Origin of the sequence: Pseudomonas sp. 7P_10.2_Bac1, assembly GCF_025465935.1 — a bacterium.
Lineage (GTDB): Bacteria > Pseudomonadota > Gammaproteobacteria > Pseudomonadales > Pseudomonadaceae > Aquipseudomonas.
Genome location: NZ_JANLNV010000090.1, coordinates 140,029 through 155,976, shown reverse-complemented (window position 1 = coordinate 155,976; position 15,948 = coordinate 140,029). Strand labels below are relative to the sequence as shown.

Annotated in this window: 10 protein-coding genes; 8 read left to right on the top strand and 2 right to left on the bottom strand. The window is 57.6% G+C overall.

The features are described from left to right. Positions 1-240 precede the first annotated feature (240 nt). The 8 genes from NTD86_RS22025 to NTD86_RS21990 all read left to right on the top strand — a co-directional run bounded on the left by NTD86_RS22025 (position 241) and on the right by NTD86_RS21990 (position 13,471). Entirely contained in the window at positions 241-3,051 is a 2,811-nt protein-coding gene (locus tag NTD86_RS22025) for a bifunctional glycoside hydrolase 114/ polysaccharide deacetylase family protein (RefSeq protein ID WP_262205438.1), read from the top strand. Beyond that, positions 3,029-6,619: a tetratricopeptide repeat protein gene (locus NTD86_RS22020; RefSeq protein WP_262205436.1), complete on the top strand. Its 3,591-nt coding sequence runs from the start codon at positions 3,029-3,031 to the stop codon at positions 6,617-6,619. Before NTD86_RS22025 ends, NTD86_RS22020 begins: the two co-directional genes overlap by 23 nt. A gap of 28 nt (positions 6,620-6,647) precedes the next feature. Beyond that, positions 6,648-7,172, top strand: a complete 525-nt coding sequence (locus NTD86_RS22015; RefSeq protein WP_262205434.1) for a penicillin-binding protein activator LpoB — start codon at positions 6,648-6,650, stop codon at positions 7,170-7,172. Next, a complete protein-coding gene (locus NTD86_RS22010; protein WP_262205432.1) occupies positions 7,172-8,536 on the top strand; it encodes a PelD GGDEF domain-containing protein in 1,365 nt (454 codons plus the stop codon). Before NTD86_RS22015 ends, NTD86_RS22010 begins: the two co-directional genes overlap by 1 nt. Then, complete coding sequence (locus NTD86_RS22005) at positions 8,514-9,500, top strand: HEAT repeat domain-containing protein (protein WP_262205430.1); 987 nt, start codon at positions 8,514-8,516, stop codon at positions 9,498-9,500. The genes NTD86_RS22010 and NTD86_RS22005 overlap by 23 nt, the downstream gene beginning before the upstream one ends. Beyond that, the gene (pelF, locus tag NTD86_RS22000) at positions 9,497-11,014 is read left to right on the top strand and encodes a GT4 family glycosyltransferase PelF (protein WP_262205428.1); all 1,518 of its coding nucleotides are present in this window, start codon (positions 9,497-9,499) and stop codon (positions 11,012-11,014) included. Before NTD86_RS22005 ends, pelF begins: the two co-directional genes overlap by 4 nt. Then, entirely contained in the window at positions 11,015-12,385 is a 1,371-nt protein-coding gene (gene pelG, locus NTD86_RS21995) for an exopolysaccharide Pel transporter PelG (protein ID WP_262205426.1), read from the top strand. It abuts the gene before it with no gap. Between the two features lie 105 nt (positions 12,386-12,490). Further along, entirely contained in the window at positions 12,491-13,471 is a 981-nt protein-coding gene (locus NTD86_RS21990) for a DUF2242 domain-containing protein (protein ID WP_262205424.1), read from the top strand. 241 nt (positions 13,472-13,712) lie between these two features. Here the strand turns inward: NTD86_RS21990 and NTD86_RS21985 are convergent, their stop codons facing one another. Beyond that, on the bottom strand, positions 13,713-14,753 hold the full coding sequence (locus tag NTD86_RS21985; protein ID WP_262205422.1) for an AraC family transcriptional regulator: 1,041 nt from the start codon (positions 14,751-14,753) through the stop codon (positions 13,713-13,715). Positions 14,754-14,757: 4 nt separating this feature from the next. Further along, complete coding sequence (locus NTD86_RS21980; protein WP_262205421.1) at positions 14,758-15,888, bottom strand: carbon-nitrogen hydrolase family protein; 1,131 nt, start codon at positions 15,886-15,888, stop codon at positions 14,758-14,760. Positions 15,889-15,948: the final 60 nt, after the last annotated feature.

Here is a 15,948-nt window from a genome sequence, read left to right as displayed (position 1 = left end):
ATACGCAACTAATCTCAATTAATCAATCAGAGGGTCGAATAGGTAGGGAGTATGTAGTTCAGGCAATTTCGGCATAAGCGTACTGATTTTCTTAAAGAAGTATGCGCCCATGAGTTACATGATCGCCTCTGCACCACTCTTAGTTAATCGGCTTAAGCCATAAAAAATGAGTGAGTCTCTACGCGTGGATTCTACTGCGATAGCTGCCTCATCTCAGGTCATTAAGGTCAAGCATATTTTATGGAGCATCCACTTCTAAGTAAGCGAGTCTGTAACGTCGCCTTGCGTCTGTTTGCCGCGATTTCGTTTTTCTTCACCGGCACTGCAAGCCACGCCGCAGTGCCTGCGCCCAATAGTGTCGGGTTCTGGTATGCCGACGATCCACCTCTGCAGGAACTGGCGCAGTTTGATTGGGTCGTGGTCGAGCCCGGTCATATGTCGACCGCCGATGTACAGCAGATTCGCAAACTAGGTAGTCTGCCTTTTGCTTATCTTTCGGTGGGCGAGTTCGATGGCGACCAAGACGCGCTAACCGAACTTTCTTTAGATAAAGCTTCCAGTGCAAAGAGGAACAAGTCATGGGGCAGCCAGGTCATGGACTTGTCTTCACCACAATGGCGCGATTATTTGTTCACGCGCGCCCATGAGTTGAAAGTGCAGGGCTATGCGGGGCTTTTTCTCGATACATTAGATAGTTTTAATTTGTTGAAAGAGTCTGAGAGGCCAGGTCAGCGTACTGCATTGGCCAGCTTTCTGCGCGAACTTCACCAGCGCGAGCCAGCATTAAAGTTGTTCTTCAATCGCGGCTTTGAAGTGTTAACTGAAGTTGATGGCGTTCCCGCCGCTGTGGCCGTTGAGTCGATTCATGCCGGTTGGGATGCGGGCGCCAAACGCTACCGTCCGGTGCCGCAAGCCGATCGTGACTGGCTTAAGATTCACGTACAGCCTTTGCGTGAAAAAGGCGTACCAATAGTGGCGATTGATTACCTGCCGCCGAGTCAACGCGAACAGGCTAAAAAACTGGCGCTGCAATTGCGCGCCGAAGGCTATATCCCTTTTGTAACTACCCCGGATCTTGATTATCTGGGCATCAGCACTGTTGAAGTGCAGCCTCGGCGTATCGCCATGCTCTATGACCCGCGTGAGGGCGATCTGACGGCCAACTCCGGTCACGTCATGCTTGGCGGCTTGATTGAATACCTGGGCTACCGGATTGATTACTTTGCGGTTGACCAGCCGCTGCCGTCTTACCACTTCAGCGGTTTGTATGCGGGTGTGGTCAGTTGGATGAGTTCTGGTGCGCCGCAAGATGATCAGCGCTTCAATCGCTGGGTCAGCCAGCGACTGGATGAAAACGTGCCGCTGGCATTCTTCGACGGCATGCCCATTGAAAACCCAGTGTTGTTGAAGCGTCTGGGCTTGCGTACCAGCCCCTTCAGTGGGCCGACACCCTTGACTCTGGTGTCTCAGGACAAATCTTTAGTCGGCAGTTTCGAAGCGCCATTGGCCCTGCGTTCACGCGGGCTGACGCCGCTGATGGTGTTGCCCGAAGGCCCGAAACCGGCGTTGGTCGTTGCCAATGCCAAAGGCGATCAATACGTACAGGTTGCAATTGGCCAGTGGGGAGGGATTGCGCTCAATCCTTATCTGGTCGAGTCCAATGGCGAAAAAAACCGCTGGATCATTGACCCGTTCGCCTTTGTGCAGCGTGCATTGCGCCTGCCGCTGCAGCCTCATCCTGACGTCACCACCGAAAACGGCCGCCGCATCGCTACCGTGCACCTGGATGGCGATGGCTTCCCGTCACGCGCCGAGGTGCGCGGCACGCCTTATGCCGGTCAAGCGGTACATGATCTGTTTATCAAGCCCTATCCATTTTTGACCTCGGTCTCGATCATTGAAGGCGAAATCTCGGCGCGTGGCATGTTTCCCTTCTTGGCCAAAGAGCTGGAGCCAATTGCCCGCAGCATTTTTGCCGACTCCAAAGTAGAGGTTGCCACCCACACATACAGCCATCCGTTTTTTTTGCAGCCAGAGAAATCCAGCCACCAAGAAGGTTTTAGCGCCGAGTACGGGTTGAATATCAGGATCCCGGGTTACAACAAGATCGACTTTTACCGCGAGGTAGTCGGTTCGCGGGATTACATCAACAACAAACTGACTACCCCGCAAAAGCCGGTGAAGATGATTTTCTGGCCCGGTGACGCCTTGCCAGATGCCGCCACGATCAAAATCGCTTATGAAGCGGGCCTTCAGAATGTCAACGGTGGCACCACCATCATTACCCACGCCAACCCGTCGCTGACCGGGCTTTCACCCTTGCTGCGCCCCACCGAAGGCGGCTTGCAAATTTATGCGCCAATCATCAACGAGAACATGTACACCAACCTCTGGAGGGGGCCGTACTACGGTTTTCGCGATGTGATCGACACCTTTGAACTGACCGACAACCCGCGACGCCTGCGTGGCTTGCATCTGTATTACCACTTCTATTCCGGCACCAAGCAGGCTTCGATCAAGGTGATGAATGACATTTACGCCTACATGATCAAGCAGCAGTCGATCTCGCTGTGGATGAGCGATTACCTGCCCCGTGTACGCGGTTTGTATGAGTCCAGCCTGGCCCGCACCGTCGATGGTAACTGGCAGGTCCGCGGCTTGAACGCGTTGCGCACTTTGCGCATTGATCCGCAAATGGGCTGGCCCGACCTCAGTCGCTCCCAAGGAGTGGCCGGTGTGCGCGATCTACCCCAAGGCCGTTATGTGCATTTGAGCAGTGATCACGCGTTGCTCGCTTTGCGTCCGGATCGTGACCCGCGCCCGGCGCTGGAGCAGGCCAATGTGCCGTTGCAGCAATGGCGATACCTCGACGATCGGCGCGTGGCGTTTGCCTTTGCCGGTGAATTTGATATCCGGTTTTCGGTGCGTGCCACCGGGCCGTGCCGCCTTGAAGTCAAGGGGCAGCGTTTTGTAGGCACCCCGAACAAGGGGCTGTGGTCATTCAAACTACCTATGAAGCAGGTGAGTGATGCGCAACTCCTCTGCAACTGATAAAGCCCGGCTGCTCAACCCCTGGACGCTGGTCGTGGTGGTGGCTGCGGTGGGCGGTTTGTTATGGATGACGTTCAACAAAGAGAACGTTTTTGAGCCTGATGGCGGCCAGCCCGATGCGGTGTCTGCCAACTACGCCGAGTTATTGCTTACCGCCCACCCGCAAGATGACGTGCTACGGATCAAGCTGCTGGACTTGTTGATCACCCTGGGTGAATACCCGCGTGCGCGTCAGCACTTGAACGAGTGGCCCAAACCCCAGGCCACGGTGGCCGCGTTATACGCGTTGCAACTGGATGCACTGGAGCTGCCGGAAACGGCCACCGACACCGATCGCGCGCCGTTGGTCGAGCGTTTGGCTGCGCTGGACCGCACTCAACTGCCGGTGCCTGCGCTGCAGCGAATGGCCCTGTTGGCGTTGCTGCTGCAAGCCCCGATATTGGCCGCACACAGCTACGAAGAGTTGGCGGTCCGTGACCCTGCACAGCGCTTGACTTGGCTGAGTGAGGCGGGCAAATGGGCGCTGGCCGGCGAGCGGCCGGGGCATGCCGCCGATATCTATTTGCAACTGGAAGCCGCCAGTCAAACTCCTGAAGAACACAAACACCATCTGCGTATGGCATTCGACACCTTGCTGGCGGCTGATCGCGGCGCCGAAGCTTCTGCGTTATTGGCCCAAAAAGTGGCGCAATTAAATGACCCGGCCACCGATCCTGCCTGGTTGGAAAAAGGCGTAGAAACCGCCGTTGCCCACAAGCAGGTGGCAGAGGCAGAGACCTTGATCCAGCAATGGCGCACGTTGGAGCCGGGTAATCTGCAAGCGCTGCACAAGGAGTTCACGTTTCGTTTGTTCTTGGGTGATCAGGATGGTGCCTGGTCAGTCGGTCAAGAAATCCTGCACGCCCAACCTGACAATGCCGATTACTTGCAGCAGATGGCGCGTCTGGGCGAGTGGCAAGGCGAAACCTATCAGGCGCTGGATTACTGGATGGCGTACCTCAAGCTGCGTGACGACCCTGCAGCTCATGAGCATGCCTGGCGTCTGTCGATTCAGCTATTTGACTTTGATCACGGCATACCGTTGCTGGCCAGCATTCTGGATCAGCGCGCGCTGACCGATGCCGAGCTAGACGCGCTGGTCTTCGCCCATGAACAGCGCGGCACGCCGCAGCAAGCCGAGGCATGGTTGCGCGCCAGTTTGAAAAAGTACCCCAAACAACGCCTGGCCTGGATGCGGCTGAGCCAAAACCTTGAAAACACCGAGCAGTTCCCGGCTAAAGCCAAGGTGCTGCAAGCCATGTCTCGGCATTTTCCACTGACCGTCAGCGAGCGTGTCGATCAAGCCAGCGTCCACTTGAAGTTCTTCGACACCCAGGGTGCGTGGCAGGCGCTGGACATTCCCAACAAGACGATAGACGACCCGAGTTATTGGGAAATGCGTGCAGCGCTGGCTTGGGAGCTTGAGCGCGATGATGAGTTGCAGCCTGCGCTGGAGCGACTGTTGGCGATCAACGGCAAACTAAGTCGCTCCGATGAAGAGCAACTGTTCACTTTGTATAGCAAGCGGGAGCCCGAAAAAGCGCTGGCCATGATGGTCACGAGCTGGGAGCGCACTCACAACCCACAACATCTGGTCGTGGCTTTGCAACTGGCGCAAGAACTTCAAGACTGGGGGCTGGTCGCGCGTTTGCTTAACAGCGCCCAAGCCTGGTCACCGGTCTACGCCCAGCGAGAAGTGCTGGCAGCGCGGGGCGCACTGGCGGCGCAGCAAGGCCAGTTTGCTGAAGCTGAACGTCTGTACAAACAGGGTCTGGCAAATTTTCACGGCAACTCCATGTTCCGCGAGCGTTTGCTATGGCTGTACGTCGATCAGGGGGATACGGCCCAGCTGACACCGTTGTTGCAGCAATGGAAAGCCGCGGCCCGTAGCGACAGTCAACTCTGGTTGCCATTTGCCGCTGCCAGCCAAATGGTCGGCCTAAGCGCTGAAGCGTTGGCCTGGTATCGGATGTACCTCAAAGCCAATCCAAATGACTGGCTGGTGCAAGCCAGCTACGCCGATGCATTGGAGGCTGCGGATTACCGGGATTCTGCGCAACGCCTGCGCTTGAAACTGATGGGGACGGCTGATCTGCAACTCGGCGTTGAATCTTCTGCACGTTTCACGACCTGGCTGCGGCTGCTGGCCAGCAGCTATTCACCGCGCAAGGCAAAACACCAGGCCCTGAAGTGGCAAGACGGTTCGATGGCAATGTTGCAACTGTGGTTTGAGCGTTTGCTGGCGCAACTGGATGACACCAATCAGGCCGTTCAGAAAAATGATTGGCTGAATTGGGCGCGCTATAAGGGCTTGAAAGTGGATCGCTTCGAGCTGATTCAAGAAGCCTTGCGCAATCGCAATAGCGCCATGCTGCAGCAAATGCTGGCCAATGCTGAACTCGACCCGGCGCAGCAGGTTGAAGCGCTTAATCAGCTTGGGCAAGACGGTCGCGCCCTGGGCGTTAGCCTGACGGCGTTGGGCGACGAACAGCCAGTGGGCATTCGCGAGCAACTACGCCGTCAAGCCGTCGAAATGCTGGAGCGCAAGCCTCAGGGCATCCAATTGGGATGGGAGCGGAAAAACTATGGCGGGCTGGATTTCTCGTCACCGCAACTGACCGTGGCGCGCAACCTCAACGATGAGTGGTACGCCAGCCTGGTGCTGGGGCAGGGCCGCTACGACAGCCGTGAGCTTGACTCCTCGGTACTGGGCCAGGAGCGCAATGCACTGCTGACGTTGCAACGTCAATTGGTTGATGGCAGCTACCGCTTGATTGCCGATATCAGCAACCGCAAAGACCATGACCGCAACGGATTTGGCTTGAGCCGCGCCTGGCAACTGAGCGCCACCGATGAAATTCAGACCGGGTTGGATTGGCATCGCCAGAGCGACGACACCGGCTTGATGCGAGCCTTGGGCCAGCACGACGGCGTGTGGCTCAAAGGGCAGCACGGGTTCTCTGCCCGTGATCAATTGTCGTGGAGTCTGGCGCAAAACCGCTTCTCGACCCGTTTGGGTGACTCAATGGGCAGTGGCCAGGAATTCAAAGTGGAGGTTGCCCACACCCTTGAATTCGAAGGGCCTAACTGGGTGGTGCGTGGCGGGGTGGATTACCAGCGCAATTCGCTTGGCAACCGCACTCTGGATGACCTCTCAACGATTAATGGCGGGCCGGTCAAAGTTGGACAGGTGCTGGGCGATAACGATGAAGAGTTGAGCACATCGCTGACCGCCCGCGACGTGCTGCAAGAGCGCTATGGCCAGGTCTACATCGGTAATACATGGCGACGCGGCTTTCCCGGCGCCTTGAACCGCACACGCCCTCAATACACCTGGCTGGTGGACATCACTACTGGCTGGCAGTGGGTAGATAAAACCTTCAATTACAGTGTCGACACCGGCATTGGGATGCAAGTACTCGGCGGTGATGAGTTGGCTGTGAAGGTCGGGTATCAATCGGCACCGCAAGGCGGCGCCGGTTCAGGTGGCACTTTAGGCGTGAGCTATGGCTTGCGTTTTGGACGCTGACCAACCAATCACAACATGGAGAAATACTATGCAAACAATCCGTAGTCTGACCCTGTTATTGAGCGTATTGCTCGTGGCCGGGTGCAGCAGTTTCACTGGGAAAAACAGCCCGGCCTTGCCACGTACCGCGCAGTGGGGGCTGGTGCCGATGGTCAATTATTCGCAAACCCCGCAAGCCGGGGAGCGCAGTGAACAGATCCTGCTCAGCGTCTTGAGCAGCAACGGCTTGCAGCCGCAGGTGTACCCGGTCAGTACACAGGGCGAACAAGCGCTGCTCGATGACAGCGAACGCCTGAGCGCAGCGCTGGAATGGGCACGTCAGCAAAAACTCGACTATGTGGTGGCCGGCAGCGTTGAAGAGTGGCAGTACAAAAATGGGCTGGACGGCGAACCCGCAGTCGGCATCAGCTTGCGCGTGATAGAGCCGGCGACGGGTCGAGTGCTATGGAGCAAGAGTGGCGCCCGTGCTGGGTGGTCCCGCGAAAGCCTGGCAGGTTCTGCGCAAAAAGTGCTGAACAAATTGGTCGGTGGCCTTCGGCTCGAGCAACTGTGATGAATTCGCCACATATGGATTACAGCCTGGCTCCGCGTGCCAGTGGCCCGGCTTCATGGCTTGAAACCCTGTTGGTCAGCGTACTGGCGATTGGCTCGGGTGTTTGGCTGACGCCGGACGATCCACTGCAAGTACGCGGTGACTTTCCATGGCCGGTGCTTGCACCGCTGCTGATCAGCGTGCGCTACGGCTTCATTCGCGGGCTGGCCAGTGCCTGCCTGGTGATCCTGGCTTTTTTCGTGCTGCGCCAGCAAGGTTTGGCGATCTACGCCGACAATGCGCCCTCGTTCATTGTCGGGGTATTGGTCTGCACGATGGTGGTCGGTGAAGTCCGTGACCTGTGGGACCGCCGCTTGCAACGCCTGCAAATGGCCAACAACTACCGCCAGTACCGGCTCGACGAGTTCACCCGTCACCACCAAGTGCTGCGAGTGTCCCATGATCGGTTAGAGCAACGGGTCGCGGGCAGCGATCAAAGCCTGCGCAGCTCCTTGCTGGGCCTGCGTGAGAGTCTGCGCTCGCTCAAGGGCACGGCGGACCCGCTGGCGGCGATGGCCGACCCCATTCTCGCTATTTTGGGCCAGTACGGTTCTCTGCGGGTGGCCGGTCTGTACCGGGTTGAGGAGCAAGGCCACGTGCTGCCCCAGGCATTGGCCACGATCGGAGTCATGGGCGCTCTGCATATCCAGGACCCGTTGATCAGTCTGTGCCTTGAGCGACGAGAATTGGTCAGCGTGCGCAGTAACTTGACTGACAGCGGTGAGCAAAGCGAATTCTCTTCGTTGCAAGTCTGCGCGCCGCTGATGGACACCGAAGGCAAGGTATTGGCGATTATGGCAGTTCGGCAAATGCCGTTTTTCGCCTTTCAGGAGCGAACTCTGAGCTTGCTGGCGTTGTTGGCAGGGCACATTGCCGATCTGTTGAGCAGCGACGAATCGAGCCTGCAACTGGCCGATTTCGACGCTCAGCACTTCGCTCAGCAACTTAAACGCTCGCGGATCGATGTGCAGCAGCATGGGCTGTCGGCCAGCCTCTATTTCTTTGAATTGACCGAACCCAAGCCGGAACTGCTGAGCCTTTTCACTCGCAGCCAGCGCGGGCTGGATCTGCAATACAGCGTGCGTAACCAGCGCGGTAACGATGGCCTGCTGGTGCTGCTGCCTCTGACCAGTGCCGAGGGTGCGCAAGGCTACATGGCCCGGCTGCAGACGCTGGTGCATGAGCACTTCGGGCCGGAAAACAGTCTGCAGAAAATGGGCGTTCGTGTGCTGCCTTACACCCTGGAGTCAGCCGGTCAGCTCGAAGGCTTGCGTAACTTTCTGTTCAACGAGTGTGGTCTCAATGATCAGCAAATGGTTGTTTAGCCTCGCCTTACTGCTGGAGGCGGGCAGTGGTTACCTCCTCTGGGCGCAACTTTCACCAGGGCAGAGCCTGGCGCTTTATCTGCTGGTACACACTTGTGCCAGTGCCATGCTCAGTGCAGCAGTGTGGGGGCTCTTGCCTTCGCGATACAGGACGCCCTTGCCCTGGAGTCCGTTATTTCTCTTCTCGCTGGCGTACTTTATTCCACTGGTGGGCGCGCTGGGTCTGGCCTGCGCGATATTCCCGGCGTTGTACTTGCCACGTGCGCGTGATCAACAAGCCTGGCAAGCGCTGGGCATTCCTAAACTGCCTTTTCGTTCGCAGCCGCTACATTCGCCGATATTCCGCGATGGCGGGTTGCAGGACGTATTGCGCCACTCCGCCGACCCGGATCTGCGTTTGTCGGCCTTGCTCAGCACTCGCCGCATGCCGGGTAAAGAAGCGATCCCGATTCTTAAGTTGGCACTGGCTGACCCAAGTGATGACGTGCGCTTGCTGGCTTACTCGATGCTCGACAAACAAGAGAACACCATCAATCAGCGGATTCAGGCCGATCTTGAGCAATTAGCCAAAGCGAGCCCTGCTGGCTGCGCGGCACTGCACGCCACGCTGGCGCGCTGGTATTGGGAACTGGCCTATCTGGGTCTGGCGCAAGGCAGTGTGCTGGAGCACGTATTGGGTCAGGCCCGTGATCATGCAGAACAAGGATTACGTGAAGGCGAGGGCGGTGAGCTGCATTTACTGGCTGGGCGTATTGCCTTGGAACTGGGTGATCTGAACCGCGCGCAGACACACCTTCAAACCGCCGAAATAATTGGTATCGACGCCACCTTGCTGATTCCGTTTCATGCCGAAATTGCGTTTCGCGCCGGGCGCTACCAGGAAATACCGCAGCGACTGGCGGCCTTGCCGCCGCCGATGTTGCGCCGTCCACCGTTCGCAGAATTGGCAAGGTGCTGGTTATGAAAAAAGCTCACTACGAAAGCCCCGTGGCGGATGTTTGCCTGTTACTTGAAGGCACCTGGCCCTATGTGCGTGGCGGCGTATCGAGCTGGATTCACCAGATGTTGCTGGGGCTGCCCGAAGTCACGTTTTCGGTGATGTTTATTGGCGGCCAACGCAGTGCCTATACCCGTAAAAACTACGAAATACCGCCCAATGTGGTGCACATCAAAGAAGTCTTTATTGAGGAAGCCTGGCAGGCGAGTCCGCGCAGTAAAGGGGAACAGAGCCATATCGCCCCGGAGTTGGCCAACCTGTACCGGTTCTTGCACCATCCCGACCCGCCGACCGTGGCACAGGGCGAGCAACTGCTGGATGCCCTGGCGCAGGGTCGGCTGAATCTGGCCGACGTGCTGGGCTGTCGCGCCAGTTGGGAGGCCTTGACCGAAGGCTATCTCAAGCATTGTGCCGACCCTTCGTTCGTGAATTATTTCTGGACCTTGCGCGCGATGCAGTCACCGCTACTGATGCTGGCTGAAGAGGCCCGTGATATGCCGCGTGCGAGAGTATTGCACTCGATCTCGACTGGCTACGCGGGGTTGTTGGGCAGCATTCTCAAGCAGCGCTGGGGCTGCCGTTACTTGCTCAGCGAACACGGCATCTACACCAAGGAACGCAAAATCGACTTGGCGCAAGCCAGTTGGATTGCCGAAAGCAGCGAGCAGGCCCTTAACAGCAGCCTGGAAGCCGGGGCAGGGTACATGCGAGTCCTGTGGGTCAGGTTTTTCGAGCGCATAGGTCGATTGGTCTATGACCACGCCGACAACATCATCTCGCTGTATGACAACAACCGTCAGCGGCAGATCAAAGACGGCGCCAACCCCGCACGCACGCAGGTGATCCCCAACGGCATTGACCTGCCCAAATGGACTGCTGCCCTTGAGGCGCGTCCCGAGGGCATTTTGCCGGTGGTGGGGTTGATCGGGCGAGTAGTGCCGATCAAAGACGTCAAAACCTTTATCCGCGCCATGCGCGGTGTCGTCAGCGCGATGCCCGAAGTGCAAGGCTGGATCGTCGGCCCGGAAGAAGAAGACCCGGCTTACGTCGCAGAGTGCCGCAGCTTGGTGGCCAGCTTGGGGCTGGAAAACAATGTGTTGTTTCTGGGTTTTCAGAACATCCAGCACATCTTGCCGCAGTTGGGGTTGATGGTGCTGACATCCATCAGTGAAGCACAGCCGCTGGTGATTCTGGAGGCATGGGCGGCTGGCATTCCAGTGGTCACCAGCGACGTCGGCTCATGCCGAGAGTTGATCGAAGGCGGGATCAGCGAGGACCGTGACCTGGGCCACGCGGGTGAAGTGGTCGCCATCGCCGACCCGCAATCCACCTCACAAGCGATTCTCGGGCTGTTGCGCAGTCCACAGCGCTGGCAGGCGGCACAACACAGCGGCTTGCTGCGGGTGCATCGCTATTACGCAGAACACCTGATGTTCGAGCGGTATCGCGCCCTCTATCACTCAGCGATGGAGGCGGTATAAATGGCCGGCATTGGTTTTGAACTGCGCAAAATCCTCTCGCGAGACTCCTACACCGCCACCTTGCATGCCTATGTCTATGCGGGGCTGATCAGCTCCGGGCCGTGGGTGCTATCGATTGTCAGTGTGATGCTGGTGGGCATCTTGAGCTTGAGTCTGTTGATGCCTGAGATGCTGGTCAGGCAGTTTTTGATCAGCGTGACTTACCTGATGGCCACCTCGCTGATCCTGACTGGCGGCTTGCAACTGTTTTTCACCCGTTTCGTGTCGGATCGTCTGTTTGAGCGCAAATTTACACGCATCCTGCCCAACCTGGTCGGGGTGCTGCTGCTCGTCACCCTGACGGCGGGTATTCTCGGCACGCTGTTGTTATGGGCGCTGTTTGATGAGCCGTTGACCTATCGACTGCTGGTGCTGGCCAACTTCGTCACCCTGTGCAACCTGTGGCTGGTGATCATCTTTTTGTCCGGGATGAAAGCCTATAACCGCATTTTGCTGGTGATGCTGGTGGGCTACTCGTTGATGGTGGTGAGTGCATTTTTGCTGAGCTTTATGGGGCTCAACGGTTTACTGCTGGCGCTGCTGATGGGGCACGGTTCGCTGCTGTTCATCTACCTCTACGACATCCTGCGCGAATACCGTTCGGACACACTGGTGGCGTTCGACTTTCTCGACAAACGCCAAGTGTTCACCAGCCTGCTGCTGACCGGGCTTTGCTACAACCTGGGGATCTGGATCGATAAATTTATTTTTTGGTTCAATCCCGGCACCTCCAGCGCCGTGATTGGCCCGATGCGCTCGTCGGTGTTGTACGATTTGCCGATCTTCTTGGCCTATCTGGCGATTATTCCGGGCATGGCGGTGTTCTTGGTGCGCATCGAAACCGACTTCGCCCAATGGTACGACCGCTTGTTTCGGGCGATCCGTGAGGGTGAGACCTTGCAACACATCGGCCAGCTAAAGGTCGAAATGACTCTGTCGATTCGCCAAGGATTGCTGGAAATCTGCAAGGTTCAAGGGCTGACAGTGGTCTTGTTATTCCTGTTTGCCCCGCAATTGCTGGAATGGCTGGGCATATCAAGTTACTACTTGCCGCTGTTCTATATCGACTTGGTCGGGGTTAGCATCCAAGTCGTGTTTATGGCGCTGCTGAACGTATTTTTCTATCTGGACAAACGCGCCATCGTACTCAAGTTGTGCGTCATGTTTGTGCTGCTCAACGCTGCCCTGACATTACTTAGCCTGTACATGGGCCCGAGTTTCTTTGGTTACGGGTTCACCTTGTCGTTGCTGATCTGTGTGCTGGTGGCCTTGCAGCAACTGTCCAGAGCATTGGATGACCTGGAATACGAGACGTTTATGCTGAGAAATTGAGGTGGCAGGGGCCACAAATTTTAGGCTCGGGACTCAATCTAACTGCATGCATCAGTCCAGAACTGATGCACAATACGCCCCGTACCGTTTTCCTCAGGATCGTCAATGCCCATGTCCTTCTCCTTGCGTACCGCGGTAGTTGCCTTGTGTCTGGCCGGCCTCGCAGGTTGTTCATCGAATAAGCCAACGATCTACGATCATGAAAGCTTCGATGATTCAGGCACGTTCTCGCGCAACTATCCGGTAAGCGACAAGGTGTCCTGCGAAGCCGCGCGCCGGGCACTGCTGAGCCAGGGGTATATCATCACCAGCAATGATCCGAAAATGATCAGCGGCCACAAGAGCTTCCAGCAAAATGGCGATAGCCACCTGGAGATCAGTTTCAACGTGGTCTGCGCCGACGACGGTGGTTCGGCGCACAATGCAACCATGTTTGCCAACGCCTTGCTCGATCGCTACGCGCTGAAGAAGGTCAATAATTCGGCAAGCCTGGGGGTAGGGGTGTTGGGGTCTGTGTCGATGCCGATCGGTTCGTCTGACGATTCCATGGTCAAAGTCGCCAGCGAAACCGTGTCATCCCCCGATTTCTATGACCGCTATTTCTCACTGGTTGAAGTGTTCTTGCCCAAGGATGCAAAGAAACCGACTCAAGGCGACCCCAAGCCCAAGGCTGAACTGGGCATGCCAGACACTGCCGCGCCTAAACCACCGGCGGCTGCAGTCGCGCCTGTAGCACCGGTGGTGGCACCGACAGCCCCTGCCACGCCACCAGCGCCAACACCTGCGTCTGCACCTGCCGCCACTCCCGCGGCAGAGCCTACTGTCGACGCGGCAAGCTCAAAGCCCGTGGTGCCGCCTGCCGAGTTGCAACCGATCGTGCCGACCCAAACCCCGGTGCCCCCTGCGGCTGTTGAGACGCCGCCAGCCACTGAAAAACCGGTGGAAAAGGCTGTCGAGAAGCCGGTCGAGAAGCCGGTCGAAAAAGCGGCTGAGCCTGCGCCCGTCGTCCCGGCCTCCAGCACACTGCCAACCGAGCCGGCAAAACCCTCTGTACCCGCCGTTCCAGAGCCTGCGCCGGGGCAATAAAGAGTTGCACTCATTTTCTGAGGTCTGCTACGTTTAAAGTCAGTGCTGGAAAGGGCCGTGAAGGTGTCATTTAACCTTCATGCGTGCGCCTTAAGCTCAAACCAGCGCCACTCTGGCATGACTTGAATCAATAGGCTTATAGAGGATGTAACCATGGACGACTATCAAGAAGAACTGCTCGAGTACCAAGCCTCGGAACTGGACTCCCCTGAGTCTGCTGACGATGCGACCGAGCTTTGAATCAGGCCAATTGACGCTGGCGACGACGGAACTCTCCTGGAGTTTCCGCGTTCCAGCGCTTGAAGGCCCTCTGAAACGCCTCCGCTGAGGCAAATCCCAATAAATACGCAATCTCGCCAAACGCCAATTCCGTGTCACGGATATAGGTCATGGCAAGATCTCGCCGCGTGTCATTGAGAATCGCGCGAAATTGCGTGCCTTCTTCTGCCAGTTTGCGGCGTAGGGTCCAGGTCGGCAGCTTCAAGCGTGTCGCCACTTCTTCCAGGTCGGGTTCCCGGCCGCCATTGAGCAAAGGCCCCAACAGCTGCGTAATACGTTCGCGCAGGCTGCGGGTACGGGTCAGTTGTTCCAGTTCGCGTTCACACACCTGCAACAGGCTTGCCCAGGTGCTGGGGCAGTGCACAGGGTTGCGCAGATCGAGCGTCGCGTGGCTCAGGCGCAGTTGATTGGTTTCTGCGCGAAAATTCACCGCCGCGTGGCTCAGCGGTGCGTAGCGCTCGCCATAATCGGGCTCGCTGAATTCAATATCTATCTGCTCACAGGGCAGTGGCTGATTGGCAACCGACGACAACTGCTGCAGCCAGCCGGCGATGATCGAGTCCACCACAAAGCGGTTATAGGCGTTGTACGGGCTGATGGAGTAAAAGCGCAGCCAGGCGCCCTGAGCATCTTCATGCAGGCTCGACTGGCCGCGATAGTTTGACCCATAGAGCGGCTCAAAACGGGTCAACGCGCGCGCTGCTTCGCGTACAGTCGGAGCCTGGGCCGCGGTGACGCCAGCCAGGCCAGCCTGGGGTAAGCGACTCAATTGGCCCATGCGCAAGCCCAGCCCCGGGTCACCGGTCAATGCGATGGCGGCATGCCCCAGGCGCATATAGCGCGGGATCGACAAACGGGCCGAAGGCTGCGCCAGTCGAGCCGCGTCGAGTCCATATTGCTCCAGCAGCGGTAGCGGATCATGGCCATGACTGCGTACAGCCTCAGCCAGGGATTCAACAAATCCGACCGAAAGGTCTCCCAAACGCATAGGCATGGGTTTCATGGTCTTACAGCCACACGTTCAGCAGTCGTGCGCCATCACCTGTGTTATCCACGTTGGTCTGGCCATTGCGGCTGATAAAACCATGCCCTGAGCTGCGTTTGTCCCAGAACTTGCCCCGCAAAAATACGGTGACGCCTGCTTCGGCAGTGCTGCTGGGCAAACTGCTGGTAAGCGTCAGGCGATGCCAGGCTTGCCCTTCGGAGACTTCGCCGGGCTTGAGGCTGATTTCGCTGGGGGTCGAAACGCTCTTGTAGCCGCCCCAAGGTTGATCCCAGGTGTTTTTACCCATGATGAATGCAGGCACCGCGATCAATTGCGCGCCTTGTTCATTCAGGCTCCGATAATGTTCGGGATACCAGCTGTCGCTGCCGATCAAGATGCCCAGCCGACCGGCGGGGGTATCAACCACATTCAAATGATGATCAGGGCTTGGCTGGATATAGCTTTGCTCTTCGTAGGTCGGCAACAACTGGCGCTGTAGAGTCCCTTGCGGGGTGCCGTCACGGCCAAATACCACACTGCTGTTGTACAGCGGGCCGCTGCCGGGGACCAACTTGCCGTCTTCAATACGCGGGTCGGGCAGGGCAATACTGCCTGCCACCAGGGTGATGCCAAATTCCTTGGCCAGCCCTCCAAACAGATTCTGATAGTTGCGCGCCATCGGACGGGCTTTCATGCGCAGGTGGGCATCGTTGGTCCGACTGTCGCCGTCTGCGCGCAGCCAGGCATTGGCAAAGGCCAGCGGGTGACTGAGCACCAGCATGTGCATGGCTTCGTTCAGGTTGGCGGCCTGGTACAGCTCGTTTTTCTCACCTTCAAACACCAACCAGGTGCCGATGTGTTCGGGCAATACCACCACGGTTTTATCGTTGAGCAGGCCGTCTTTGCGGGCGCTGTCCAGATACGCGGCCAGCTTCAAGTGCACCAGGTCCAGGCTTTGAAAGTCGCGCGGCGACAGATCGGGCTCGATGCCCAATAAATTACCGCGCCCTTGATCAGCGCCCTCGTTGATCGCCAATTGAACGCGCAGATCAGACAGGTAATGACCGGCCGGGCGCTGTTCGGTCCAGTAGGCGTAACCTGCGCCAGCAGCGACAAGGGCGGTCAATAAGGTGCAAGCAAATAATTTTCGCATGGGTGTTAAAGCGGTAACCGTGTGCAGAATTCGTCGACTAGGGTAGGTTGCCCGGCCAGG